The organism is Levilactobacillus suantsaii, assembly GCF_014069315.1.
In the GTDB taxonomy this organism is placed as follows: domain Bacteria; phylum Bacillota; class Bacilli; order Lactobacillales; family Lactobacillaceae; genus Levilactobacillus; species Levilactobacillus suantsaii.
Window position 1 is genome coordinate 1,459,662 of the sequence record NZ_CP059603.1, and the last position, 25,347, is coordinate 1,485,008.

18 protein-coding genes, 2 tRNA genes and 1 other RNA gene are annotated in these 25,347 nt (G+C 49.2%); 15 read left to right on the top strand and 6 right to left on the bottom strand.

The annotated features are described in order from the left end of the window. Positions 1-20 precede the first annotated feature (20 nt). The 4 genes from H3M12_RS06755 to H3M12_RS06770 all read left to right on the top strand — a co-directional run bounded on the left by H3M12_RS06755 (position 21) and on the right by H3M12_RS06770 (position 4,197). The gene (locus H3M12_RS06755) at positions 21-857 is read left to right on the top strand and encodes a metallophosphoesterase family protein (protein ID WP_182150537.1); all 837 of its coding nucleotides are present in this window, start codon (positions 21-23) and stop codon (positions 855-857) included. A gap of 127 nt (positions 858-984) precedes the next feature. Then, positions 985-1,944, top strand: a complete 960-nt coding sequence (locus tag H3M12_RS06760) for a helix-turn-helix transcriptional regulator (protein ID WP_233449143.1) — start codon at positions 985-987, stop codon at positions 1,942-1,944. A 339-nt stretch (positions 1,945-2,283) separates the two neighbouring features. Next, positions 2,284-3,453 carry a hypothetical protein gene (locus H3M12_RS06765; RefSeq protein WP_129031087.1) on the top strand — a complete coding sequence of 390 codons (1,170 nt, stop codon included), beginning with the start codon at positions 2,284-2,286 and terminating at the stop codon, positions 3,451-3,453. Positions 3,454-3,528: 75 nt separating this feature from the next. Next, entirely contained in the window at positions 3,529-4,197 is a 669-nt protein-coding gene (locus H3M12_RS06770; RefSeq protein ID WP_182150538.1) for a hypothetical protein, read from the top strand. Positions 4,198-4,249: 52 nt separating this feature from the next. On the opposite strand, the gene H3M12_RS06775 is transcribed toward H3M12_RS06770, so the two are convergent. Further along, a complete protein-coding gene (locus tag H3M12_RS06775; protein ID WP_233449144.1) occupies positions 4,250-5,716 on the bottom strand; it encodes a peptide ABC transporter substrate-binding protein in 1,467 nt (488 codons plus the stop codon). Positions 5,717-6,434: 718 nt separating this feature from the next. On the opposite strand from H3M12_RS06775, the gene H3M12_RS06780 reads away from it, so the two are divergent. Beyond that, positions 6,435-7,958, top strand: a complete 1,524-nt coding sequence (locus tag H3M12_RS06780; protein ID WP_170954910.1) for an endonuclease MutS2 — start codon at positions 6,435-6,437, stop codon at positions 7,956-7,958. Positions 7,959-8,175: 217 nt separating this feature from the next. Here the strand turns inward: H3M12_RS06780 and ssrA are convergent. After that, positions 8,176-8,546: a transfer-messenger RNA gene (gene ssrA / locus H3M12_RS06785) on the bottom strand. A 405-nt stretch (positions 8,547-8,951) separates the two neighbouring features. On the opposite strand from ssrA, the gene H3M12_RS06790 reads away from it, so the two are divergent. The 7 genes from H3M12_RS06790 to H3M12_RS06820 all read left to right on the top strand — a co-directional run bounded on the left by H3M12_RS06790 (position 8,952) and on the right by H3M12_RS06820 (position 17,765). Beyond that, positions 8,952-9,677: a response regulator transcription factor gene (locus H3M12_RS06790; RefSeq protein WP_129031085.1), complete on the top strand. Its 726-nt coding sequence runs from the start codon at positions 8,952-8,954 to the stop codon at positions 9,675-9,677. Then, positions 9,677-11,143: a sensor histidine kinase gene (locus H3M12_RS06795; RefSeq protein WP_129031084.1), complete on the top strand. Its 1,467-nt coding sequence runs from the start codon at positions 9,677-9,679 to the stop codon at positions 11,141-11,143. The genes H3M12_RS06790 and H3M12_RS06795 overlap by 1 nt, the downstream gene beginning before the upstream one ends. 45 nt (positions 11,144-11,188) lie before the next feature. Continuing rightward, complete coding sequence (locus tag H3M12_RS06800; protein WP_129031083.1) at positions 11,189-12,337, top strand: class I SAM-dependent methyltransferase; 1,149 nt, start codon at positions 11,189-11,191, stop codon at positions 12,335-12,337. A 178-nt stretch (positions 12,338-12,515) separates the two neighbouring features. Continuing rightward, entirely contained in the window at positions 12,516-13,385 is an 870-nt protein-coding gene (locus H3M12_RS06805; protein ID WP_129031082.1) for a GRP family sugar transporter, read from the top strand. Between the two features lie 143 nt (positions 13,386-13,528). Then, a complete protein-coding gene (locus H3M12_RS06810) occupies positions 13,529-14,875 on the top strand; it encodes a glucose-6-phosphate isomerase (protein ID WP_129031081.1) in 1,347 nt (448 codons plus the stop codon). 434 nt (positions 14,876-15,309) lie between these two features. Then, positions 15,310-15,765: a hypothetical protein gene (locus H3M12_RS06815; RefSeq protein WP_182150539.1), complete on the top strand. Its 456-nt coding sequence runs from the start codon at positions 15,310-15,312 to the stop codon at positions 15,763-15,765. After that, entirely contained in the window at positions 15,759-17,765 is a 2,007-nt protein-coding gene (locus tag H3M12_RS06820) for a mucin-binding protein (protein ID WP_182150540.1), read from the top strand. Before H3M12_RS06815 ends, H3M12_RS06820 begins: the two co-directional genes overlap by 7 nt. A gap of 147 nt (positions 17,766-17,912) precedes the next feature. Here the strand turns inward: H3M12_RS06820 and H3M12_RS06825 are convergent. Together H3M12_RS06825 and H3M12_RS06830 are read right to left on the bottom strand one after the other, a co-directional pair. Then, positions 17,913-17,985 (bottom strand) — tRNA-Glu (locus H3M12_RS06825). Positions 17,986-18,232: 247 nt separating this feature from the next. Further along, the gene (locus H3M12_RS06830) at positions 18,233-19,165 is read right to left on the bottom strand and encodes a helix-turn-helix domain-containing protein (protein ID WP_129031078.1); all 933 of its coding nucleotides are present in this window, start codon (positions 19,163-19,165) and stop codon (positions 18,233-18,235) included. A 194-nt stretch (positions 19,166-19,359) separates the two neighbouring features. Between H3M12_RS06830 and H3M12_RS06835 the strand changes: the two genes are divergently transcribed. The 3 genes from H3M12_RS06835 to H3M12_RS06845 all read left to right on the top strand — a co-directional run bounded on the left by H3M12_RS06835 (position 19,360) and on the right by H3M12_RS06845 (position 23,065). After that, positions 19,360-20,706, top strand: coding sequence for an MFS transporter (locus H3M12_RS06835; protein WP_129031077.1), 1,347 nt, complete (start codon positions 19,360-19,362; stop codon positions 20,704-20,706). Between the two features lie 18 nt (positions 20,707-20,724). Continuing rightward, positions 20,725-22,776 carry a glycoside hydrolase family 31 protein gene (locus H3M12_RS06840; RefSeq protein ID WP_129031076.1) on the top strand — a complete coding sequence of 684 codons (2,052 nt, stop codon included), beginning with the start codon at positions 20,725-20,727 and terminating at the stop codon, positions 22,774-22,776. A gap of 217 nt (positions 22,777-22,993) precedes the next feature. After that, positions 22,994-23,065 (top strand) — tRNA-Gln (locus tag H3M12_RS06845). A gap of 331 nt (positions 23,066-23,396) precedes the next feature. On the opposite strand, the gene H3M12_RS06850 is transcribed toward H3M12_RS06845, so the two are convergent. Further along, on the bottom strand, positions 23,397-24,554 hold the full coding sequence (locus H3M12_RS06850; protein ID WP_182150541.1) for a site-specific integrase: 1,158 nt from the start codon (positions 24,552-24,554) through the stop codon (positions 23,397-23,399). A 64-nt stretch (positions 24,555-24,618) separates the two neighbouring features. Then, positions 24,619-25,245 carry a helix-turn-helix domain-containing protein gene (locus H3M12_RS06855; RefSeq protein WP_182150542.1) on the bottom strand — a complete coding sequence of 209 codons (627 nt, stop codon included), beginning with the start codon at positions 25,243-25,245 and terminating at the stop codon, positions 24,619-24,621. Positions 25,246-25,347: the final 102 nt, after the last annotated feature.

Here is a 25,347-nt window from a genome sequence, read left to right on the forward strand (position 1 = left end):
CCTGCAGGAGGGTGATAAGGATGAAGACGTACACGTTTGTAGGAGACATCCACTCAGCGGCCGACGATTTACGCGTTCTATTGGCCGACCCCGTGATTCAAGCCAGCCAAGTCATTTTTATGGGCGATTATATCGATGGGCTGGCAACCCGACGCTTCGACGATCACGTGGAAACCATGAGTCTGGACCCACTGGGCGTTTTAGCCATTTTGCGCGACCGGGTGACCCACCATGGCGATGTGGCCCTGCTAGGGAACCACGATGATTTTTGGGCCCAAACGGCGCAGGGTAGCGACTGGGCGTATCAGACCTGGAGACTCAACGGCGGAGCGCAGACTTGGCGGCGCTTGGGGATTCACGCTACGACGTTAGTGGGGGTGGCCCATGCGTTGAGCACAGCACCGTTAGTGGACATGACCGCCTTTTTACAACATCTTCCGTTAACCTGGCAGACGCCGAAGATACTGGCGGTCCACGCCGGAATCGATTGGCATCGGCCGCTTGCGGACCAACGTCGTGATGATTTGCTCTGGATTCGGGGCGCGTATTACTTTCAAGATGACGCCCACCGGGAACTGGGGTGGCATCCCAATGATTTGGGAAAGGTGATCGTGACCGGTCACACCCCAGTTCAGTTGCTGGACCATCACCAGGGATACTTGAAAATGCAGGCCGATGACCAGGATGTGCCCCGCTACCTGATTGATGCGGGAAGCCGGTCGGGTGCCTATGACGGCGGTATCTTTGGGTTGACCCTAGCCGAAACGGGGCAAGTTATTCAGAAAAGACGGGTCATCAAGCAACATTTGTATGCCGGGGATGCCCCGGTTACGGCAACGATGATTGCCACCTCATGAACTTTTGACGCGGTTCCTAACCAGCCGCGTTTTTTATTGCGGCAAAAAGTTATGTTTGACAGGACTAAAGCGGGGAAAAGCGTGCTATGATAAAGACTAACGAAACTTTGGTGCTGGGGGTGTGCAAATGAAGAGCAACGGGCGCGTCGCGGATATGTTGGTCCGGTTGGTGAGTGGTGAGGTACTTGATCAGGCTGACCTCAAGAAACAATACGGGGTCAGTCTGCGGACTTGTCAACGTGATATGGCGTATATTCGGCAGGCATTGGCGGAATATAACGTGGGAGTCATCGACGATCAAAACGGGACGTACTGCTTGACCCAGCAAAGCGATGTTCACGACTTAGAAATGGTCTTGGCTGCGAGCCACGTCTTACTGGGGAGCCGGGCATTGACGGGGGCCGAACTGAATCGAACCCTGGATTTCTTGAGTACGGGGTTATCACCGAGTATGCAAACGCTGGTTCATGAGCAATTGACGCTTTCACGGGGGAGCTACACGCCACTGTCACGGGCCAAACCGTTGTTGGCCCGCTTGCGGGAGATCTCGACGAGTATTGACCACAACGAAAAACTGGTCTTTACTTATCAAAGCAGTCACGCGGGCGAACCCACTCCCCGTGTCCAGCACGCCCAACCGGTCGCACTGTTTTTTGAGACGTACTACTTCTACGTCGCCATGTGGAACCGGCAACGTCACAGTTACTTGCTGTACCGCTTAGACCGTATCGTTGACATTTTAACGAAAACAACGGGAGAGCGACTGGCGTACGCCCAACGTTTCTCGTTACAGGATCATCGACGCCAGACCTACCTGTTAGACACGGGGGAGTTGACCCGGATTCGCTTCGTTTACCGTAATTACGTGCAAACGGCTCTCGACTATTTTCCAGGGTCGTACGTGGTTGACCGACACCCTGATGGGAGTCACGTGATTGAGGCCTACGTCAAGGTTGGCGGCGCCATGATATGGTTGTTGAGTCAGGGAACGGCGGTTAAAGTCTTATCGCCACTGTCATTGGTTAAACAGATGCGGACCACGCTCGCCGCAGTCTTGGCGCAGTATCCGAAAATTGAGGACAAATGAGTGGGGATATAGTTATCCGTTGAATAGCTACACAAAAGTTGGCTTTCTGGTTCAAAATGACAGACTATGACGTGGGGATGAGTATACTAAACATTGGTGGATTATTAGTTGCTACTATTTACTAATTTGTCCGCGAAAATTGGCAAAATAAAGTTGTTTGGGTAAAAATAGCGGTCGACAGGTATAACTGAAAATGGCGAGATTATGCGATTTGATAGCGAACAAACCATTTTTAAGCTGGTAAATCTTCCAATAATGCGTCGGAGAAGGCGTAATTTGTGCGGACCGTGATGATTCAGGGTATGCTAGGTTCATCTTAGATGATTAGAGGGAAACGTCATGAACCCAATAAATAATCAACGACAATTGACGACTCAAGCTGCGCACAGCTACGCGCGGCAATTTAAAATGGAGGCCACACTGGTCAATTTGACGGGAGTGGTGACTTTAGAACTCGCCTTGAAGACCGGAGAGACCGTCATCATCCCAGCGGAGGCGGTGGTGGCTTTGCGGGTACTGCCGTTAGCTGAAGGAATCGGGGATGCAACGGACTTGGTGGGCTTTTATCTGCAGGTACGGGCCGCAGAAGCTAACTTTCGACTAGAGGGTAATCCGGATAAAACGGTGACAGGCCAGGCACGGCTCTGTGGCGCTCAAGATGTGGTGACTATGACCTTTCACACGATTCGGGGCGATTATCAAAACGTGATTCGCTGGAACCCCTTGGCCAGTGACGGGCCGGAAAATCTTAACCAACACGTGGCCACGACGCTTGAGACGCTGACGTTGTGGACCTGGCCCCAAGCCACGTACCGGTGGCATGATATCTTAACCATCGCGACACAATCGCCTGTACTAGCACGGTTAGTGACCGGATTGGTGAATGATTTACAATCTACGATCACTCAGGACCAAGCCACGACCATGTTGAAAAACCTTATCGCCGAATTGGCCAAGGCCTGTGACGCTGTGACACCCACGCGAACGCGTCACTTGATTGTTACGGCTGAGCCGGCAAGTCCGGCCGGTCCCTGGAAAGCCGTCTTTCACGATGATCAAACCGGCCAAGACGATGTGCGCGTCTATCTGTTGACCTATTCAGAACTCTTAGGAATGAGTGTGACCTTGCCCACAGTTGGGTTCTGGTCGGCGCTGGCCTGGCTGCTCTGGAAGATGGCTTATCTGGGGACTGATAAAATAACGCATACCACTAAAGCGCTGGCTGCGCAACTAGCGCACCGGCCCCAAGCCCCCGTCTTTGAGACCACGGCCACTAAGATTGGTCGTTTCCTGGACGCCTATGTGCGCAACCACGTGACCGATTCTGATTTAGCGGGGACCGTGGGTTATTTCTGGCCCCTGACGACGGGGACATTGCGCCAGGTGGGACCAACTAGCCCTGGCGATCGGCCGCGGACCACGTTACGTTACTACAGTCCGCAATTACTAACCGAATTTATGACGGTCTTAGGCCCAGCTTATCGGGTATTTTGGGCCACCCATGAGTAACTGGGTCAATTGACATGGGTCATCACCAACGTCTATGCTTAATTAGAATTCTAATGATGGAAAGAAGTTTGGTGAATGACCAAGAATAATCCGTTGGCCCAGCGTGTCTGGGCCTTATTTTGGGGGCTACTGATTAATGCGTTTGGCAACGGGCTGACCGTGGCCACGAACTTGGGAACCAGTCCCTGGACGGCTTCGGAAGTGAATCTGGGCCACCTGTTAGGTGTGTCGGTCGGTTGGCCGATGCTGGTAATTGGAACTATAACGGCGGGCGTCAATCAGGTGTTGAGTCAACACTGGGACCGTTGGCGCTTTATTGGCGAAGTAGTCTTTATCGGTTGCTTTAGCTATTTAGTCAACGGCTTCGTGGCGCTGTTTACCCGGTTGGGAATTCCCCAATTACCGTGGCTGGTCAAATTGGCCATCTGTTTTTCGGGTATCGTGATTTTTTGTATCGCGATTTCGTTGTACCAGCGGGCAAATCTGATTATGCACCCCAACGACGATACCACGAACATCGTGCGCTTCCGCTACTTTCACGGGCGGGTAGTGCCGGCACAGATTGTGGCCTTCCTGGTGCCAATTGCCATCATGGTCGTGACTTTTGTCATGAGTCATCAACTCTACTCGGTGAATTTGGGGATGCTCTTTTGCGTCTTTTTTAATGGACCGTTGATCAGTTTTGCCGACCGGCACGTCTGGCCGAAATTACGGCATAACTTTCGCGTCGTTGCGAAAAATTGAACGAAAACACAAAAAGGCGAGAAATCCGCGGATTTCTCGCCCTTTTTCGTAGTTAGTCCTGAGCCATGTAGGCGTGGGTGAAGTCAAACGGGATACCGGCAGGGTTGTAGATGATTCCCTTGACCGTGGTCCGTAGGAGTTGCGATTTTGCTTGCTGGAACAGGGGGATGACGGCTTGTTGGGTCATCAATGTTTTTTCGGCGGCAATCAACTTCTGCCAGCGCAGAGTTGGGTTATTACCGTCTACATTGTCGGCTTGAGTCATCAACCGGTTATAGCGGGCGTTGTTGAATCCTGTGATATTTTCGTTATCGTCGGTGGTGCCGCCGACGTAATTGCCCAGATACTCATTAGGATCTGCCAGAACCGATTGGGCACCGCTGAGCGTTAACTCAAAGTTGCCTTGTTCTTGCTGAGTCATCAGTTGAACATAAGGGATTGCTCTGACGGCAATTTTAACGCCGGGGAGTTTCTCTAGCGAACTTTGGATGAATTCGGCCGTCTGTTTGGTTGCATCGGTGTTTCCCACGGACAAGGTCAAATCAAGGTGCTTAGTATGTAACTCGTGATAGCCCTGAGCCAGGAGCCGCTTAGCCCGAGTTAAGTCGTAAGACGTGGCCGATTTAACAATGGCTTCATGGCTGAAGTCTTCACCGGTCTTCGGGTTCTTGCCCATGCCGACGGGAACCAGGCCAGTCGAAGCAACCGAACCGTCTTGAAGAACATTTTTGACCAGTTGGTCGCGGTTGATGGCGGCCGAAAGGGCTTGGCGAATAACCAGGTGTTTGAGTGCGGGGACTTTCTTTTGGTTCATATCGAGCCGTTGGGTCCCGGTGGGCAAACGCTTGACGAAGTTCGGATTGTTCAGGTTGTTCTTGACCTGTTGGCCACTTAGTAACGTTTCGTCGGCTCGCTTGGACATGAAGAGATTATAGCTGGTGGCGGTACTTTCGTTGACCTGATAGTTGATGGCCGTCAAGTGAACGTTGGCCTTGTTCCAATAGTGCGGGTTCTTGGCCAGCGTCCAGGTCTTACTGGTCCCGTTCCACTTGGTCAGTTGGTAAGGCCCGTCGGAAACCACACGGCTAGAAGAAGTCCCGTAGCGGTTCCCGTACTTTTGCACAATCTTGGGGTTTTCCGGGTAAAAGACCGGCCACGCCAACAGCGTCTTCCAATAAGAGACCGGCTTGGTGAGTTGAATGGTCAGCTTGTACGGCCCGTGCGCCGTGATTCCCAAGGTACTAGGGGCCTTTTTACCGGCAAAAATCTCTTTGGCGTTGACCACCGGATATAGGTAATCCTGCATCTGGGCGGCTGTCTTGGGCGTCAAGGTCCGCCGCCAGGAATAAACGAAATTCTGGGCTGTGACCGGATCGCCGTTTGACCACTTGGCATCGTGCCGCAAGTCAATGGTGTAGGTCTTACCACCGTTGGTCAGCTTGGTGTGCGTCGCAATCGCTTTGAGTGGTTTACCGTTTTTGCCCAGGCGGTACAGGCCTTCCTGGGTGTTTTGGAGCATGGTGAAACTGACTGTGCCCGCTGGCCTGTGATCCGCACCCACTTAAAACGAGGAGCCCGAGTGTGGCGAGCGTGAAGCGTAAACGTTGATGTTGCATGGAATCGTCCCCCTAACTAAAAAATCGGCCATCTGTCGTGAAACAGAAGGCCGATTTCCCGCGGTGCCACCTTACTTTAGGTTGAGTTCACACCCAGCCACTCGATAACTTTCGTTGCCAAAAGTCGGTGACGGTAACGGGTCACAGCTCCGGGCGACCAGCTTGCACTGGGCGCTAGCAATCAGGGTCATTTTCGTTAGACGTTGGCGGACACCTTTTCAGCTCCCGGTGCTCTCTCGACCGCGTAAATCTAAGTACTCTTCCTGATATCACGTTAAACGAGACATTTCAATTGTGAAGCCTAGCTTAGGCCGCAAAGCGATGGTTGTCAATGGCTTAAGTTAGATTGTGGGGTGACCTGTCGTGACAGAATCAGTGACTATAATAAAGTAGGAAAGTGTATAAAGTATTTTATAGCTTTTTTTAACGGGGTGGTGCGGAAGGCTTAATTTACCCAACGGCGTTTGAACCCGTTCTTAGAACGTGCTACTCTGAAATTATTCGAGTCGTCGGGGTGACGACCGGCACAACTGACTGCCCACGGGCCAACTTAAGCCCGTGGGGACAATGATCAAACCGGGAATTGGGGGACCACGGTTGAACTGGCATGAAGGAGAACATATGGTTAAAACAATTCAAGAAACGTTACAATTAGATACGATTTTAGCGGCAGTAGCCGATCTGACCCATAGTGATTACGCGGCTGACTCGCTGAAAAAGACGCCCGTGTCTACGGCGTTGGCCCAGGTCCGGCAAAACTTAGCCCTGACCCATGAAGCCCACGAGCTCCTGAGCCAGGATGTCTTATTGACGTTCTTCAACTTGGACCAGATTACGGTGATTCGCGCCAAGTTGGACCAGGGACGGTTACTAACAGTAGATCAGTTGAAGGCTGTCCAGGCCACGCTGGTCAATTGGCGACGGTTGGGGACCGTTTTGCGCCAACATGCGACAGACATTCCGCAATTGATGGCCTTTTTGGCTAAGCAACCGCCGTTGAACGGGCTGCGCGACCGGCTGGATGACGTGTTGGATCGCAACGGGATTCGTGACGATGCAACGCCGGAACTGGCCCAACTGCGCAAGGACAAGGATAAGCAGTCCCGTCAGATTCAACAACAGTTAAGCCAGTTCGTGGGTAAACACTCTCACGAACTACAGGGAAAACAATTGATTCGTCGTGACCAGCACTACTGTGTCCAACTCAAGGCGACCTACAAGCATCGCTTTAAGGGAACCGTCATGGGCCAGTCGGCGACGGGGTCCACGGTCTATTTCGAACCCAGTACGGTGGCCAAAACGGGGTTGGAATTAGCGGCCACGCTCGCTTCCGAGGACGCCGAAGTTTACCAGATATTGGCGACCATGACGGGGGACGTTGAGGATCACTGGGAAGACCTCAACAAACAGATCGACCTGCTGAGTCAGCTCGACCAAATCTTTGCCAAGGGTCAATACGCCTTGGAACACCACGCGATTTTACCGAAACTCAACGGGGGACAAACCATCCGCATCGTGAATGGTCGGCACCCATTGTTGGGCGAAAACGCGGTGCCCTTGAACGTGACGCTTTCCGCCGATCAAAGTCTGATGATTACCGGAGCCAACTCCGGCGGGAAGACCGTGGTCCTGAAAACTATCGCGCTTTTTTCGATGATGATTAAGTTAGGTTTAGAGATTCCAGCCGACGAAGGGACCAATTTAGCCGTCTTTAACCAGATTGCCATCGACATCGGGGACCAACAAAATATGGCGGCGCAGCTAAGTACCTTTTCGGGGGAAATGACGACACTGGTGGGCATTACTAATGACTTACGGCCCAATGCCCTGATTCTTTTGGATGAAATCGGCAGCGGGACCGACCCAGAAGAGGGGACGGCACTGGGAATTGCCATCATCCAGTACCTGGTCGATCAGGGGGCTAAATTAGTGGTGACCACCCACTACACCGGCATTAAGAATTACGCGGTTGCGCAACCCCACTTTGTGATTGGGTCGATGGCCTTTAACCGGCAAACGTTGCAGCCGGAATACCGGTTACTGTTGAATCAGGTCGGGGCCAGTGAGGCCATGTGGCTGGCCGAACGTATCGGGTTGAAGCCGGAGATTTTAGCGTTGGCCAAGCAACAGCTTAAGGCTGACTAAGCCAGTTAAATTTAGTAAATGAGGCGCAATCCACCATCGTGGATTGCGCCTCATTTAGGTTCTATGATGGGATCAGCGTCCTTGGCGATATAGACTTAACAAGTGTCAAGCAATATTAAGGTAGTAATCAATTAATATGTAAGTCTAAATTTAGGCAAAAATAAAAACGCCTTGATACCGGCGTTTCAAGGGCTTATTTCATCCCGCAAACTATAATCAATGGAGCCGGCGGGGATCGAACCCGCGTCCTAGCATATCGCCACCCTAGCCTCTACACTCATAGGCAGACTACTTAAGTTTTCACCCAACAACCTGCCGCCTGTCAGGGCCAACATGTTGAGCTAACCTGATTAGTCTCTTCTAACCAGCTCCAGGTGGAAGCCAATTAGCGTAACCCGTTAAATTTAAGACCCAGATCTAGCCCGCGGGTAAGACTAGGAGGATCTACGTTAAGCGCCTATTAAGCAGCTAAAGCGTAAGAATTGTTATTATTTTTTGCAGTTATAATGAACTGGACCTTTTAACGTAGATGCCGCTACGGAGTGCAACCAAGGCTCGACCTATACCAGTCGAATCCAGAACGGCCCCAAAATGATACTAATATAGTGTACCATATTATGTAGGCCCTGCAAAATCATTCGCCTAAGATAGGGAAACAGTGGTAGCTACGTAACCTAGTTAAGCACTGGTTGTTTTGTCACAGCGGCAAAAAGAGTGAACTAATTAGTACCCTAATCTAATTTTTTTCGTTAAAATTAAGGCAGTCTAAGAATCCCTCATGCAACGTGATTGCGGGAAGCTTAGACTATTTTTATAATAAAATCAGGGTATAATAAGGAACTACGGAACCACAACGCTCTGGCAGCCGCTAAAAGTAACAAAAACTTCATGATTCTATCATGGCGCGGTCTGATTCATCTGTTAAGTTCGGACCTGTATGACCCACCAACTTTTAGCCGGCGCCAAATAGGGTCATCTTTTTGGAGGTCGCATATGAAGTTATTAATGATCGAAGACAATCATTCTGTCTCACAGATGATGTCGATGTTTTTTAAAAAAGAAAAATGGGATGCTCAGTTTGCCTACGATGGGAACGAAGCTCTGGAAATGTTTTCAGCCAGTCCCCACGATTGGGACATGGTCACGCTGGACTTGAATCTACCCGGGATGGACGGAATGCAGGTAAGCGCCGAGATCCGGAAGTTATCACCCACGGTGCCAATTATTATGTTGACGGCCAGAGACTCGGAGAGCGACCAAGTCTTGGGATTAGAGATGGGGGCGGACGATTACGTCACCAAGCCGTTCAGTCCCATCACGTTGATTGCCCGCATCAAGGCCCTGCATCGGCGGGCTGAATTGGGACCCGCTTCGCAAAAGGAAGCAGCTCCGTTGGATGATACCGAGTTGTTTGACGTGGTCACCGAACACTTTAAGCTGAATACCAAGACGCGTGAGGCGTATTTAAACGACCGGCAGATTGAGGATTTAACGCCCAAAGAGTTTGATCTGTTAAAAACGTTGGCCCAAAAGCCACGGCAGGTCTTCTCCCGTGAACAGCTCTTACAACTGGTCTGGGATTACGAATACTACGGTGATGAACGGACGGTGGACGCCCACATCAAAAAACTCCGGCAAAAAATTGAAAAGGTAGGTCCCCAAATTATCCAAACGGTCTGGGGTGTGGGTTATAAATTTGACGATAGTGGAGCCGAATAATGAAGTTAATGTATCAACAAATGCTGGGATTCTTTGCGGCAATCACGATTATTTTGGTCTTATTGGGGGTGTCGTATACCCAAATGACCCGCCACATGGTTTACAGCAACACTTGGAATTCGCTAGAGAAGTATTCGAACAGCTTGATTGAACAGTCGTTACGAATCAGTTCGAACGACGACAAGTCGGTCAACTTTGACACCACGGCCCTTGAAAATAGCGAGCGCTTGCTCCAGAACCAGGCGATGAGTGTCACGATTTATAGTTCGACTAATAAAATCGTGTTCCCCGCTAATCTGTATCAACAATCTATCAATAAAAAGGATTGGCAAAAACTCCAGAAAAATAAAATTATCCACAAGGTGGTTGACCGGCGGGTCCGTAATAAGAAAGGGCGAATCTCCCCGGCCATGACCGAGGTCATGAAACCTTACTTTTATAATCATAAACTGGTTGCAGTAGTGGTGATGGGGGCCTTTGTTTCCGATATCAATACCAATATCAACCAGATTAATCACAACTTGATTCGGGCGTTACTGGTGTCCATCCTGGTCGCCATTGTGGCCAGTTATATTCTGGCCCGGTACTACACCAATCGAATCAACCGGTTGCGGGTAGCGACTAACCAGGTTTCGCAAGGGGATTACGATGTGCAAATGACCAGTCGTAACCGCGATGAGATTGATGATTTGATCAACGACTTTAACGGCATGACGCACTCACTGAAGGCATCACGCGAGGAGATTCAACGCCAAGAACAACGGCGGCGAGAATTCATGGCCAACGCCTCCCACGAGATGCGGACGCCACTGACCACGATCAACGGCCTATTGGAAGGCCTAGCCTACGACGCCATTCCAGAAGAAAGTAAGGAAGAAAGTATTGATTTGATGCGTAGTGAGACCAGTCGCTTGATTCGACTAGTCAACGAAAACCTGGACTACGAGAAGATTCGCTCGAACCAGATTACGCTGAACCTGCACGAGTTTAACGCAGTTGACGCCCTGCACAACATTGCCGAGCAGTTGAAGCAAAAAGCAGACGATTCTGGCGATACTTTAGAGCTTGAAGTGCCAACAGAAGTTCAGGTCTACGCCGATTACGACCGTTTCGTCCAGATCATGTTCAACATTACCCAGAATGCCATCCAGTTCACTCAGGATGGACACATCACGATTTCGGCCCAACGCGGGTATGAGGAGACCATCATTCGCATCGCCGATACGGGGATGGGGATGAGTGACGAGCAGGTCAAAAACATCTGGGAACGTTACTATAAAGCCGATCCATCCCGGAAGAACACCAAGTACGGGGAGTCTGGCTTGGGGCTATCAATCGTGCACCAGCTCGTACAGCTCCATCATGGTAAGATCAGCGTCACTAGTAAAGAGGGGGTCGGGACCACTTTCACCGTCATCTTCCCGGACCAGCACCAGACGAATGTCGACCGGGCCAAGACGGATTAGGACCGACATGTTACAATAGGAAGAACCATTTTGAGGAGGAAAACTTTGAAACGTATACAAATTACCGGGAAGTCCGTCCGTAAGTTCGAGGATGGCTATCCCGTGATCGCGTTAACCGATTTAGAAAACCGCCAGGACTTTGATGATGGGGCCTGGATTCAACTGGAAAACCACGGCCATTTTGTGGCTACGGCTTACTTTGCCAAGCAACATCGTGGGGCCGGGTATATTTTGAGCTTACGAGAAAGTGAAGCTATCGACGAACGCTTCTTCGCCAGCAAGTTCCGGGCCGCCCAAGCCAAGCGGATGGCCCTACCCCAAACGGGCGCTTACCGCTTGTTCAATGATGTGGGCGATGGCCTGGGGGGCTTGATCGTGGACGCGTACGGTGACCGGTACGTCTTTCGCTGGCAAAACCAAGCGTTGAAACGCCAATCTCGTTTGATTTACGCCGGTTTCCAGAAGATTTTCGGCACGGACGTGACCATTTTGTCCGTCTCAACCGACCAAACGACTGTCCAGGTGGTGACCGGCGATTTGCCGAAGGCCCCCATCGCAGTCACCGAGAACGGTGTTAGTTATCCGGTCGACTTGAGTGTGGCCCGGTCCCAACTGGCCTTAGAATTCCGTGACGTGCGGGCCTGGGCCGTCAAGAACAGTCAACAACAGCGGGTCTTGAACCTCTACAGTGCGGAGACCGGGGTCGTGGCTGCGGCGATGGTCGGCGGGGCGGTGGAAGCCGTCACGGTCGACCCGACTAACCGGGCAACCACGGCAGTGCAAGCCCAACTGGCGGCCAATAATCTGGACCAGGCCGCCGTTGAGATGCGGACCATGGACGTAACCAACTACTTGGACTACGCCATCAAACACGGATTGACTTTCGACACAGTCTTCATCAACCCACCGGCGTTCATCCGGGGCAAGAAGCACCACTTTGATTTGAACCAAGACTTAGAAGCCTTGATTTTACAGGCGTTGCAGGTGACCCACGCAGACTCTCAGGTCTTGATCACCACGACCACACCGAGCTACTCGTTGAAACGCTTGCGGACCGCCGTGGCCACTGCCACGGAAAATTATACCGGTCATGTAAGTGTTTCCAACACGTTCCACTCACCAGCGGATTTCATGACCAACGATGCTGACCGGCAGAGCGAAGTTTTGAAGGGCATCCAACTATCAGTTAATTAATGAAAGCAGCTGAAAATTAAGCGACTAAACGCGAAAGGACAGTTAGACCACTGTCCCTTCGCGTTTTTTATGGCTAATTATGGTTTACAATTCTGGCGGAAACGCTTAAACTTAACATTGAACTGAAAGAATCGCTTTCAATAATTTCGACATAAATGAAACGAAAGTAGGAATTTACATGGGCATTTTATTAGCACTGATTCCAGCGATTTGCTGGGGCAGTATCGGGCTGATCAGTGGCAAACTGGGTGGCTCGTCGTATCAGCAGACGCTAGGGATGACGGCGGGGGCCGTCTTGTTTGGACTCTTTTCACTGGTTTACTTTCACGTGCAACTTTCTGGGCTGGCAATGGGCGTCGGGGTGGCGTCCGGATTATGCTGGGCAGTCGGTCAATTCGAACAATTTCAGTCGATGAAATTTATCGGGATCTCGCGCACGGTACCGATTTCGACGGGAATGCAGTTAGCCGGTACAGCGTTGGCCGGTGTCGTCTTGTTTCATGAGTGGAAAACGACCGGGACGGTCCTACTGGGGACGCTAGCCGTTATCATTCTGATCATCGGGGCGGCGATGACGTCCTTACGCGACAAACGCCACAGCATCTCGAGCAAACCACTGGCGGCTGGCCGCGGGGCAACGGCGCTGGTCATCTCCACGATAGGTTACGTGCTGTACACGGTCATCGTGAAGTTCTCCGGTTTGGATTCCAAATTAATCCTGTTCCCGCAATCGTTAGGGATGATTTTAGGGGCGTGCTTATTCATCATCATGTCGCCGCAAAATCGGCACAAGGTTTGGCACGTGGCTACCGCCAAGAACGTTCTGACCGGATTGGTCTGGGGCATCGGAAACTTCTTCATGTTCATGGCGATTCCAGCTTTGGGACTGGCGATTAGTTACTCGTTAGCCCAATGTGGGATTGTGATTTCCACTTTTGGAAGCATCTGGTTCCTGGGAGAACAGAAGACAAATCGAGAAATGGTCTACACGGTAATTGGCTCGCTATTGGTCATTGCTGGTGGGGTTACCCTCGGCTTGATGAAATAATGTAAAACGGGCTGATGACGGGCGTTGTCGGCCTTTTTTCGCGTTTAAATTTATCTAAAATATGTGGACTATACCATTTACTTTTTCGGCATGAGCGTTATAATGGACTAGGTAATACAAATATAAAGTGAGGTCATCTGAATATGGCACATATCGCCTTTGATAGTTCTAAACTTGCACCATTTGTCAATGATAATGAGCTTGGAGAAATTCAAGCTATGGTCACCGCTGCGGATACTGAATTGCGGCAAGGAACCGGTGCCGGAAGCGACTTTCGGGATTGGTTAACTTTACCCCATGATTACGACAAGGACGAGTTCGCCCGAATCAAGGCGGCCGCCAAGAAGATTCGTTCCGACTCCGAAGTTTTAATCGTGATTGGAATTGGCGGGTCGTATTTGGGCGCTAAGATGGCCGTGGACTTCTTACACGACACCTTCTTCAACACCTTACCAGCTGATCAACGCAAGGGCCCGCAAGTCTTCTTCGTCGGAAACTCTATCAGTGCCGATTACGTGCACGATTTGGTTCATTTGTTAGGCGACCGGGACTTCTCCGTTAACATCATCTCGAAATCAGGGACCACGACGGAACCTTCTATTGCCTTCCGGATCTTCAAGAACTTGTTGATCAAGAAGTATGGGGAAGCTGAAGCCAATAAGCGTATCTACGCCACGACCGACAAGGCGCACGGGGCGTTGAAGACCGAAGCCGACGCAGCGGGTTACGAATCCTTCATTATCCCCGATGGCGTGGGTGGCCGGTACTCCGTGCTTTGCCCGGTTGGCTTACTGCCAATCGCCGCTTCTGGCGCAGACATCGACCAGTTGATGAAGGGGGCAGCCGACGCTGAAGATACCTACACCAACCCAGATTTGACCAAGAACGAAGCTTACCAATACGCTGCTTTGCGGAACATCTTATACCGCAAGGGCTACACGGTTGAATTATTGGAAAACTACGAACCCCGTTTAGCTGCCTTCGCCGAATGGTGGAAGCAATTGACCGGTGAATCCGAAGGAAAAGACGGCAAGGGCATCTACCCATCTTCCGCCAACTTCAGTACCGACCTCCACTCGTTTGGTCAGTACATTCAAGAAGGCCAACGGAAGTTGATGGAGACCGTGGTCATGGTCGACAAGCCAGAACATGACGTCGATATTCCTAAGGAAGACGACGACCTGGACGGGTTAGGTTACTTGGAAGGCCGGACTATGGGCTTCGCCAACACCAAGGCCTTTGAAGGGGTCACGTTAGCCCACACCGATGGTGGCGTCCCGAACATGAGCGTGCATATCCCGGACCAAACGGAATACACGTTGGGTTACTTGATCTACTTCTTCGAAGTGGCTATCGCTATTTCTGGTTACTTGAACGGCATCAATCCGTTTAACCAACCGGGTGTAGAAGCTTACAAGACCAACATGTTTGCACTTCTGGGCAAGCCAGGTTACGAAGATTTGGGCAAGAAGTTAAACGCCCGGCTGTAAGTATAAATTAAATGATGTTATGAAGACCTGGGAAAGTGATCCTGGGTCTTTTTTGTGCTGGCAGCGTGGTGGATTGAAGCTTTGGGGATAATTAAATGACGTTGCCCAGAAAATATAAACTGGTCAAAGGCCATAGTGAGACGCCCAAAACCTCTGTTAGGAAACGGGACAAGGCTAACTGGTGAAAAAAGGCTATGTTTCCCATATATTAAGGAAAAGTTAGTTAATATTTTTGATAAACTAATTAACGCCTCGGTTTGTAAAACGTGTTGAAAATGGCCAATATATTAATTATAATGTATAATCGGATGTGAGGGCGGAGAATTTAGCTGAGACACGACTGGCCCGCTGAATTGACGGTGGAGTAGCCGTTGGCTCGCGTTACGCGGCAGATTTAACCCACTCACATGGAAAATGCAACGGAGGAGAATACCATGACACGCCATAAACAACCTACGCCAAGCACCTTGTCTTTAACTCCCAATTGGTGGTGGACGTCCAGCGTCACCACTTTAGTTCTAGTCGGGATGGTGACCTGGGGAACGACCACTGTGCAGGCGGATACCACGCCAAGCACCTCTACGGAATCGGCCGCCCCAACGGCGACGACCGCTGCCACAAATGACACTCAGGTCACGTTAACGGGAAAAACGGTGACTGGTTCAGTTACCGACCAAGCCACTACAGTTCCAGAAGCGACTGAGGCTAAGACAGCAACTAATACCGCGGCCACGGGGGCAGAACCGACTAGTTCGACTACGGCTGATGAGGAACTGGTCGCAGCTAGTAACGCCAAGCCAGTGACACTAACGACTGCAAACCATCGCGACGCTGACGAAAAAGTAACCGTTGCTGCTCAAAAAAGGCCACGGTTAGCACTGAAATGTTAACGCTTACTAAGACGAAAACGGTAACGTCCCCGTCAGCGGCGGCGAAGCAATCCACAGCAATCGCTACGTCAACGTCAGCCGCAGCGGCTAAACAGGCCGGGACCAAAGCCGCGACCACGACGGCCGACGATACCGAAGCAGATCTGAGCGACCAATTGACGGATTCGACGTTGCGCCAACTGGTTCGCCAAGCGATGGGGCTGGAAGATGATGAACCTTTAACTAAAACGTTTATTCAAAATTACAAAAAGTCGAGTTTTCAGAATTACTTGACGCTCAAGGCTAAGGACGATACGGTCGTGAACAGTCTAGCGGGGCTGGATATCTTAAAAGATTTACCCAGCAATGTGGCAGTTAAGGTGACCCTTTATTTAGGGTCGACCCAAGCCGATATGGCACAGATTGACTTCGCACCGTTACGGGATCTCAGTTTGGAAGAGTTGAACCTTTACAGTTATTACTGGGGCGCCGTTAGTTTGACCCAGTTAGACAAAATTACCCAGGTGAAATTAGACGGCATCCAGAACGCCGAATTTTCCAGTCCTAAATCGGATACTCCGAATTTTACCGGGATGACCAATGAACAGTTCGCTCGGTTAGCACCGTTCGTCCTCGGGGTCTTGAGTAACGACTTCCCCAATACCCACATGATTGGGTTTGCGGGGAACAACATTACGGATTTCTCACCGGTAGGCGGGTTACAATCGATGACCAACTCGGGACAGGTTAGTGGCTTTAACCAGTATCAACAGGTAAAAACACCAATAGCCTTTGAGCCGGGAAGTACGATTGAAGTGCCGTCGCCAATCACGGGAATTCTAGGCGAATCGTTCCAGTACCGGGTTCGCTACTACCAGGATGACGGGAGTGAAAACGGCGTATTGACCGTGGCGGAACCCATTATTCCGGACGATCCGACCCAACTCGTCACTTATAAATTAGTGAATCCCAAAGTTATCGATGGTCAGATTAAGTATGGCCAATTTAGCTATGGAGATACTGGTCGATTTAAATACGATACGGGCGTAAATGGCCAGCCATTAGACAGCTTGTGGTTAGCGACCGGGACTTTGGTCTATCAACCGGTCAAAGCCGCCGAGGGCCAAGTCACGGTAACCTACCGTGACGACACGACGGACAAGATTTTAGAGACGGAGACGCTGAGTGGTAGCGTGGGAGAAACCAGCGACTACCGCACTCAAACGGCGATTCAAGCGTATCTAGCGCAAGGCTATGAACTGGTGAGCGATGATTATCCCAGTGCAGGAGCGACCTTTAGTAAGGCGGACCAGGCGTTTACTGTGTGGTTGAAACACGGGATGACTACGTTGAGCGACAGTAAGCAGGTCACCCAGACTATTCATTACCGGTATGCGGATGGGACCACGGCGGCACCAGACTACCAGACCCAACTCACGTTTACCCGGAACGGACAACGCGATTTGGTCACGGGCACGACGACTTGGGGCAACTGGTTCGCCGCAGCCGGCGAGACCAGTTTTCCAGCTAAAACCTCGCCTGTTCTGGCGGGATATACCGCGGATCAATTGGTGGTCGCTGCCATCACCGGGGTGACGCCAACCAGTGGAAACTACACCACGACGGTCACGTATCGCGCTAGCGACGAAGGAAGTAGTGTGACGCCACCGACGACCCCACCGGAGACGGGCAAGGACCCCGACCAGGTGACTGGTCCAACTGGCGTGGGACCGGCAGTGACGCCGCAACAAATCTTAGAGTCGGCCGGTGGTCAAGGTGCGGGCTTAACGGCCTTTACGGCAGATCATGATGCCGCCAGCACTAAAAACGCGGTGGGGACCCCCATCACGGGGCGTCAGCCGTTTACCTCAACAGGTGGGGCAGCCGCTACGACCCAACGAGCGGCGAAACAGGACGCCCAGCTGCCGCAAGCTAACGAACGGACAGCGCCGTGGGCCGTAATTAGTGGCGGCTTAAGTTTAGTGCTTGTCGGGTTACTTTGGTGGCGCCGGCAAGATTAAAAAGAGAATAACCTACGTTTAATCATGGTAATCGGCGACCCAGCCGGTTACCATTTTTGGTGGTTTTAGCAACGGTCAGCATATCGGAAGATGAAGAGACAAAAAAGGCGCTAAACGTTGAATTGACAACGTTTAGCGCCTATCTGATAGCCCATACGGGGCTCGAACCCGTAGCTCCGCCTTGAGAGGGCGACGTCTTAAACCAGTTTGACCAATGGGCAATAACGGTAACTAGCAATATTAAATTTACACTTATTGGGGTTTCTTGTCAACACTAATTGTATAAAAATTCCACCATTGGGTCATGATAGTTATTTGACAAGGAAGTTGTGCTACGGATGGTTTAACTGGGAAGCGTAGGATATCAGTTAAAAATTACAGCGAAAACCGTCAACTTCAACGTCTCACGTGATATACCTTTTATGAATATTCCTTAATCATAACCTGCCATTAATCACGGAGTAAGGTTAGGGAGTCTTAGAGGGATGGTGGCCCGTCTTTAGGAGTTGGTCCATGATTCGGTCGGAAACGGGCATGACGGGGTCGTAACTGGGAGTCCGGATATTTTTCCGGCTGAAGGTCTTGCGGTAGCGACTCGGGGTGATACCCGTGCGTTTTTTAAACGTGCGGGTGAAGTTTTTGGGATCGTTGAAGTAGGCTTCCCCCGCAATATCGTAGACCGGGGCGTCAGTCGAAATCAGGAGCTGCTTGGCCCGTTCGATTTTTTGGCCGATGACGTATTGGTAAAATGATTGATGAAAATAGCGTTTAAAGAGACGGTTCAAATAAATCACGTTGAAGTTGAACTCGTCGGCGATTTGTTTTGACGTTTCAATCTCGTTTAAGTGCGCGTTGATCCACGATTTTACACTGTTGACACTGCGTTCGCTTTGAGGAAAGTTTTTATGGTGCAGGTGGTCACAATAATCTTGAGCGACCAGGAACAGTAATTCTGAAATTGAAATATCCAAAATGTAGCCCTTGAAAAGTTTGTTCAAGTCTAAAATTTGATAGGCCATCGTGAGGACGTGGTTGATGTGCAAAAAGGAAGCCTGCCGGGGGATGGACGCCGTGGTGTAGCTTTTGTCAGCCTGGGGGTCGTTGATGGTGACGTTACCTTGCGGGAAGAAGTGAAACCATAAATACTGCGTTCCGATGGGGGACGCTTTAGTCCCGTAGAAGTTCGTAAATGGGGGGACAAGGAAGTATTCCCCCGCGTGGATGGTGTAGGGCGTCTCTTCAAGCCGGCAATAAATGGTGCCCTTGATTAGAAAAATAATTTCCCAATTTCCGGGTTGATACATGTGTTTATGGTGCCAAGGACTGGTGGCTTCGAAGGTGCCACAAACGTAAAAGAAAGGTAACTGACGGAGATCAAACGAGATGATATCTGGTTGCATTAAGAATCTCTCCTTACGACAGAAGTTTGCTTTGTTCACTTTTTCTGTTATTTACTCCATTATATTTAAAGAAAATACCTTTTACAATAATAACCGTAAGCGCTTACCAATACCTGTGATTAATCACGACAACTTGTTTTGCTTTTGATGAAGCAGTGAGGTGGATAACATTGAGCAAAGTTAAGGCAATAACGATGAAACTAAGTTGGCGAGAGCGATTTAGCTATGCATCACTAGATTTTTCAGGCCAGTTGATTTTTAACGTGATTACCGCGTATTTATTGTACTTCTTTACGGACGTTGCTGGCATTCCGGTGGCGACTGCGGGGGTCATCTTGTTAATTGCGCGGGTCTTTGATGGAATCGATGCGCCGATTTGGGGCGCCATCATTGATGTGACGCACACTCGCTTCGGAAAGGCGCGGCCGTACTTCTTGTGGATGGCGACACCTTTCGCCGTAATGGGCGTTTTGACGTTCTGGGCGCCCCAAATCCCGATGCATCAACGGATTATGTACTGTGCGATTACTTATATTATCACGGGGATTTCTTATACGGGAATCAATACGCCATTAACCACGGTTCTGCCATTATTGACGCCGGATTCTCAGGAACGAATTACATTGAATTCGATTCGGATGGCTGGGTCGAACTTAGGGGTTTTGGCCACTAACGTGTTGACTTTACCTCTAGTGGCCTTGTTAGGTGGCGGCAACGATGTCATCGGGTTTCGGTGGACCATGGCGATTTTTGCGACCTTGTTCTGGGTCCTGACCATTATGGCTTTTCTGAATATCAAGGAACGGGTCAAACCCGTCCAAACCAAAGTCTCCTTAAAGAAGAGTGTCAAGGCCATCAAAGGAAACTGGCCGTGGATTATCATTGTAATCAGTAATTTAGTCTTCTGGGTCGCCTTGACGGTGCGGTCTTCGACGATTGTTTACTACTTGACCTATAACTTTGGGAATAAAAACTTAGTTCCCCTGGTCAACGGAATTTCGTTCGTTCAGGTCGTGGCAGTTTTGTTGGTCCCAGTTCTCAGCAAAAAGTTTTCCCAACAAGCCATTTGGATTTCCGGCTTAATCCTGGCCATCATTGGTCAAGGTATCATCTGGTCTGGTGGCCACTCGTTGGCAATCTTGATTGCCGGTTGGGTTGTTGGCAACTTGGGTAGTGGAATTGCGGTTTCGCTCCCATTTGCGCTGTTAGGCTCGGCCGTTGATTACGGGGAATACAAGTCCGGCATCAACGCTGCGGGACTATTGACTGCGATTGGCAGTTCATTCTGCATCAAGATTGGCAGTGGAATCGGGGGTGCCTTACCAGCTTGGCTGATGGGACTGTTTGGGTACGTCGCGAATCAGCAACAGAGTGCCCACAGTTTACTAGGAATCTCGTTATCCTTTAACGGGCTCACGATTCTGGTGTTCGCCATTGCCATCATTCCCCTGATCTTTTATGGGCGTTATGAACGGATGCAGGACGATATTACGGCTAAGCTCAACACGATTCATGAGCAAAATTCGGCTGCAAAATCTTAATTTAGGAGGAATTAGCTGATGATTTATCAAAAAGATGGTTACTTATACCAACAGTCTGATGGCGAGACCATGGAAATTCGGCCGTGGGGTACGAATAGTTTTCGGGTTCGAAGTACGCGTTATCCCGAATTTACGGGCCGGAAAAATGCGTTAACGATGCCCGTTAAAGCAGCGTCAGTGACGCCTCAGGTCGATGAAAAAGGCCAGTCGGGGCAGATTACGAATGGTCAGATTACGGCCCGCTTGGACGTTTATGGAAATTTGGCTTTTTATAATCAACAAGATAAGCAGTTGTTGCAAGGCTATCAGCGTACCCGGGTGAACGAAATGAATCCGGGGAAAGACGCCCTTAAGATGGCGCATTTCAACAGTGCGTTGGACCTGGATTGGCATGAATTTAAGGGTAATCCGGGCGGCGACTTTGGGTTGAAGGTTCGCTTTGAATCTGACCGCCAAGAAAAAATCTTTGGGATGGGGCAGTACCAACAAGACTTTTTGAACCTGAAAAATTCCAAATTGGAGTTGGCGCTGCGTAACTCCCAGGCCACCGTTCCGTTTTATATTTCTAGTAAAGGTTACGGCTTTTTGTGGAATAATCCGGCAATCGGAGATGTCACGTTTGCGAAGAACCTAACAGAATGGCACGCCCGTGCAACTAAGGAATTGGACTTCTGGATCACGGCGGGCGAGACCCCGCACGCCATTGAGGAACAGTACGCGAGCGTTGTCGGGACGGTACCGATGATGCCGGATTACGCCATGGGTTATTGGCAATGCAAACTCCGTTATCAATCGCAAGATGAGGTCTTGGCCGCTGCCCGTGAGTTCAAGCGGCGGAAGTTGCCAATTAGTGTTATCGTCATCGATTTCTTCCACTGGCCAAAGTCCGGGGAGTACAAGTTCGATCCCGTTTACTGGCCAAATCCAAAACAAATGATTGATGAGTTACACGAAATGGGCATCAAATTGATGGTCTCAGTATGGCCGACGGTGGACGAGACCAGTTCACACTACCAAGAGATGCGTGATAAAGGTTACCTGGTTCAAACTGAACGGGGAGTTCCGATTACGATGAACTTCCTGGGGAACAATGGGTTCGTAGATTTTACTAACCCGCAAGCTCAAAAGTATCTCTGGAAGCTCCTGAAAAAGAATTATTACGACCAAGGCGTGGACTTGTTCTGGTTAGATGAAGCCGAACCGGAATACTCGGTCTATGATTACGATAATTATCGGTATCACGACGGCAGTGTCTTACAAGTTGGTAACCGATATCCAGTTGGGTATTCGAAGGCGGTCTTTGACGGGATGACGGCCACTGGCGAGAAAAACGTGATCAACTTGGTTCGGAGTGCCTGGGCTGGGAGTCAACGCTACGGGGCGCTGGTTTGGTCTGGTGATATTGACTCTAGCTTCCAAGCCTTACGGAACCAATTATGCATTGGCCTGAACATGGGGATTGCGGGAATCCCGTGGTGGACGACCGATATTGGCGGCTTCACGGGTGGTGACGATAACGACCCAACTTTCCGGCAACTCGTGACCCGTTGGTTTGAATTCGCGACCTTCTGCCCAGTCATGCGGATGCACGGGGACCGCGAACCCCATGAAAAGCCGTTAGGCACCACTGGCGGGGGAAAGATGCCAACGGGAGCCCCCACGGAACCTTGGGCGTACGGCGAAGAGGTTTACCAAATTATGCAGTCCTATATGCAATTACGGCAAAATCTGAAGCCGTACATTAAGCGACAGATGCAGGCTGCGCACGAAAAGGGGACCCCGGTCATTCGGCCGCTATTCTATGATTTCGACGGGGATGCCCAAGCCTGGTCGGTTGAGGACCAGTATATGTTTGGCGACCAGCTCTTAGTTGCGCCTATCCTGTACCAAGATGAACACCAACGAGAGGTTTACTTGCCGCAAGGGAGTGACTGGATTAACGTCTATTCTGGGGAAACGACGCCAGGTGGTACGACTTTAACGGTGAAGACGCCGTTAAATCAGATTCCGGTCTTTGTGAAGGCAACGGCGGACAAGTCGTTGCTGGCCACTTTCAAAGTCCTGCAATAGCGAGAAGTTAACCATTTAAATCTAACAAAGGGGCCGGTAAAATCGTGCGATTTTGCCGGCCCCTTTGCGTTTCTATTGACCCAAAATCTGGAATTGGGCGAGACTTTTAGGAGTTAATAATATCGAACAGCGTGAATATTTTTTCAAAAATCGGTTGACACTAATTCGCAAACACGGTACTATTAAATAGTTGTTTCGCGACAACACCACGTATTTTTGGGTATTCGCCAAATGGTAAGGCACCGGACTCTGAATCCGTAATTTACTGGTTCGATCCCAGTATACCCAATTCTCACTTTTCAGCCGTTGTCATAGGGTGTCAAAACCCTTGTGACAGCGGCTTTTTCTATGCCTAGGCGTTTCATTGATTGTCATTCATTATCAATAAAAGTTAGCCAAATGGTAAGCCAAGTAAGCCACGTTTATTCCTGCTGTGATAGTCTTTTGAAGATTGGGTTGCGTAAATAGGTAAGCTAGAAAATGACTAATTCGTTCTTTATCCTAGAACTGGAAATGTTTTTTTAAACGTGGTCCACGTGGTCCGGTGGTCCAAACGTTGATATATCAACACTTTAAAGACCCCTTGACGTGGTCCATATGGTGGTCCAACGTGGTCCACTTTAGAAATTAAGATAACTTGCTAGTTTTTGGGTGGCTTCGTTCTTTTGCTTTGCAGTGACTGCCGTGTAAATATCTAAAGTCGTTCGATAGCTTGAATGTCCTAGCTGATCCTGAACCGATTTAACCGAAGCACCAGCTTCAAATGCCAAGGTGGCATAGGTATGCCGAAATGCGTGGACGGTTACGTGCTTTAGATCATATTTCGTCAGGGTATGTTCAAGCCATTTGCGCGGCTTAGATGGCTGAAACATCTCATTATTTTCATTGGCAAAAACATAATTGTTGCTATGATTTACGTTAAAACCAAAACGGATAAGATATTTCTTCTGTTCCAATTGCCACCGTTGCAAAATTTGCACTGTTTTAGGGTCTATGAAGACAGTTCGATTACTTCTGGCAGTCTTGGGTGTTTGTACCAGTAAACGAGCCATATCGCCTCGAGACTGTGTTTTACTGACGTTTATGGTGTGATGAACAAAATCAATATCTGACCATTCCAAACACAACATTTCTGACTTTCGCATACCGCTAAATGCTGCCAAACGGAAGAACACACTAGCTTGTGGCGTATTGTCGTCATCATTCAGACACTCAAAGAAGTGTTGCAATTCTGACTTATCAAAATAATTCTCTAAGTTTTTGCGTGAACGATCGTTCTTATTTACTGGTACAATAACGCGCTTAGCTGGATTTTCACTGATCAAGTCAATGTTGATGGCATAATCAAGCACCTTGGCAACGTAGTTCATAAGCGTATGATACTTGGCTAATCCCTCGTTAAACCATTGGTTGATTGCTTTTTGACAATCTTTAATGGTTATTTGAGCTATGCGGTACTCGCCAAACACGGGCAAAATGTGTAGGCGAAACATTCGTTTGGTAGTTGCCCAAGTGCTTTCTTTAACGGTATGCTGATATTGTGTGAACCAGAGTTGATAGATGTCACTAAAAACAGAATTATCATTCTTTGTGGGAAGTCCATGGTTGTAAACATCAAGCTCAAGTCTTGATAATACAATCTGGGCTTCTTTTTTTGTCTTGAATCCACGACGCCGGGTAGTTTTTTTCTTACCAGTTAGTGGATCAGTACCTAAATATATTTGAAACTGATAACGAGTATTCCCGTCCTTATCCTGATACTTCTTGATTGCTGCCATATATAATTTCCTCCATAACGTACCGTGCGGGGGCAGTGTTATGTAAGAAAGAAAACTAAGTTGATTAATTTTCGTCGTAATCAACTGTTGGCATTTTTTTCATTTCAGAAATAATGCGTTGGGTTTGGTCATAGCCAATGCGGCTTGATTCTTTCATAAAAGTTAAGACATCATCAATATTAGCTCCAAAGTAGTTATCATCAAATAACAGCATTTCATCAATTTTATCAAGATTTTTATTATCCTTAATTCTATCCTTGCTAAATTCACGCAGAACATTGCTGTCTATGCTTAGCTGATGAATAAAAAAATAAGCAGTGCTGGTAAGGCCCTTACTATCATTGTCTAAAGCTTTTATTTTCTCTTTGTTGTTAATTATCCAGAGTGCAAGTTCGAGTGAAGTAGCTTTTGAAAGGTTATGATAATTAATTTCGTTATTTTCAATCTTTGTTAGTAAGTTAATTGCATCACCATCTGATTTCATGGGATAGTCGCGTTTATCGGTACTCTTGTCGAGATATTCAATTGATACATTAAAGTAATCTGCAATTTCCTCTAGTAATCCTAACTGAGGGTTTCTTTTTCCGGTTTCATATTGGCTTAATGCGTTGTCTCTAACATTTAATATTTTACCTAGCTGTTTGAGAGTAAGGCCCCGTTCTCTTCTAAGTTCTCCAATTCTATTTTCCATTTTTATACCTCCTTAAAAGAATATAACATGTAAATCACAAAATGTGAATCTTACCGTTGACACTCACACCTTGTGAGTGATAATATATTCACATCATGTGAG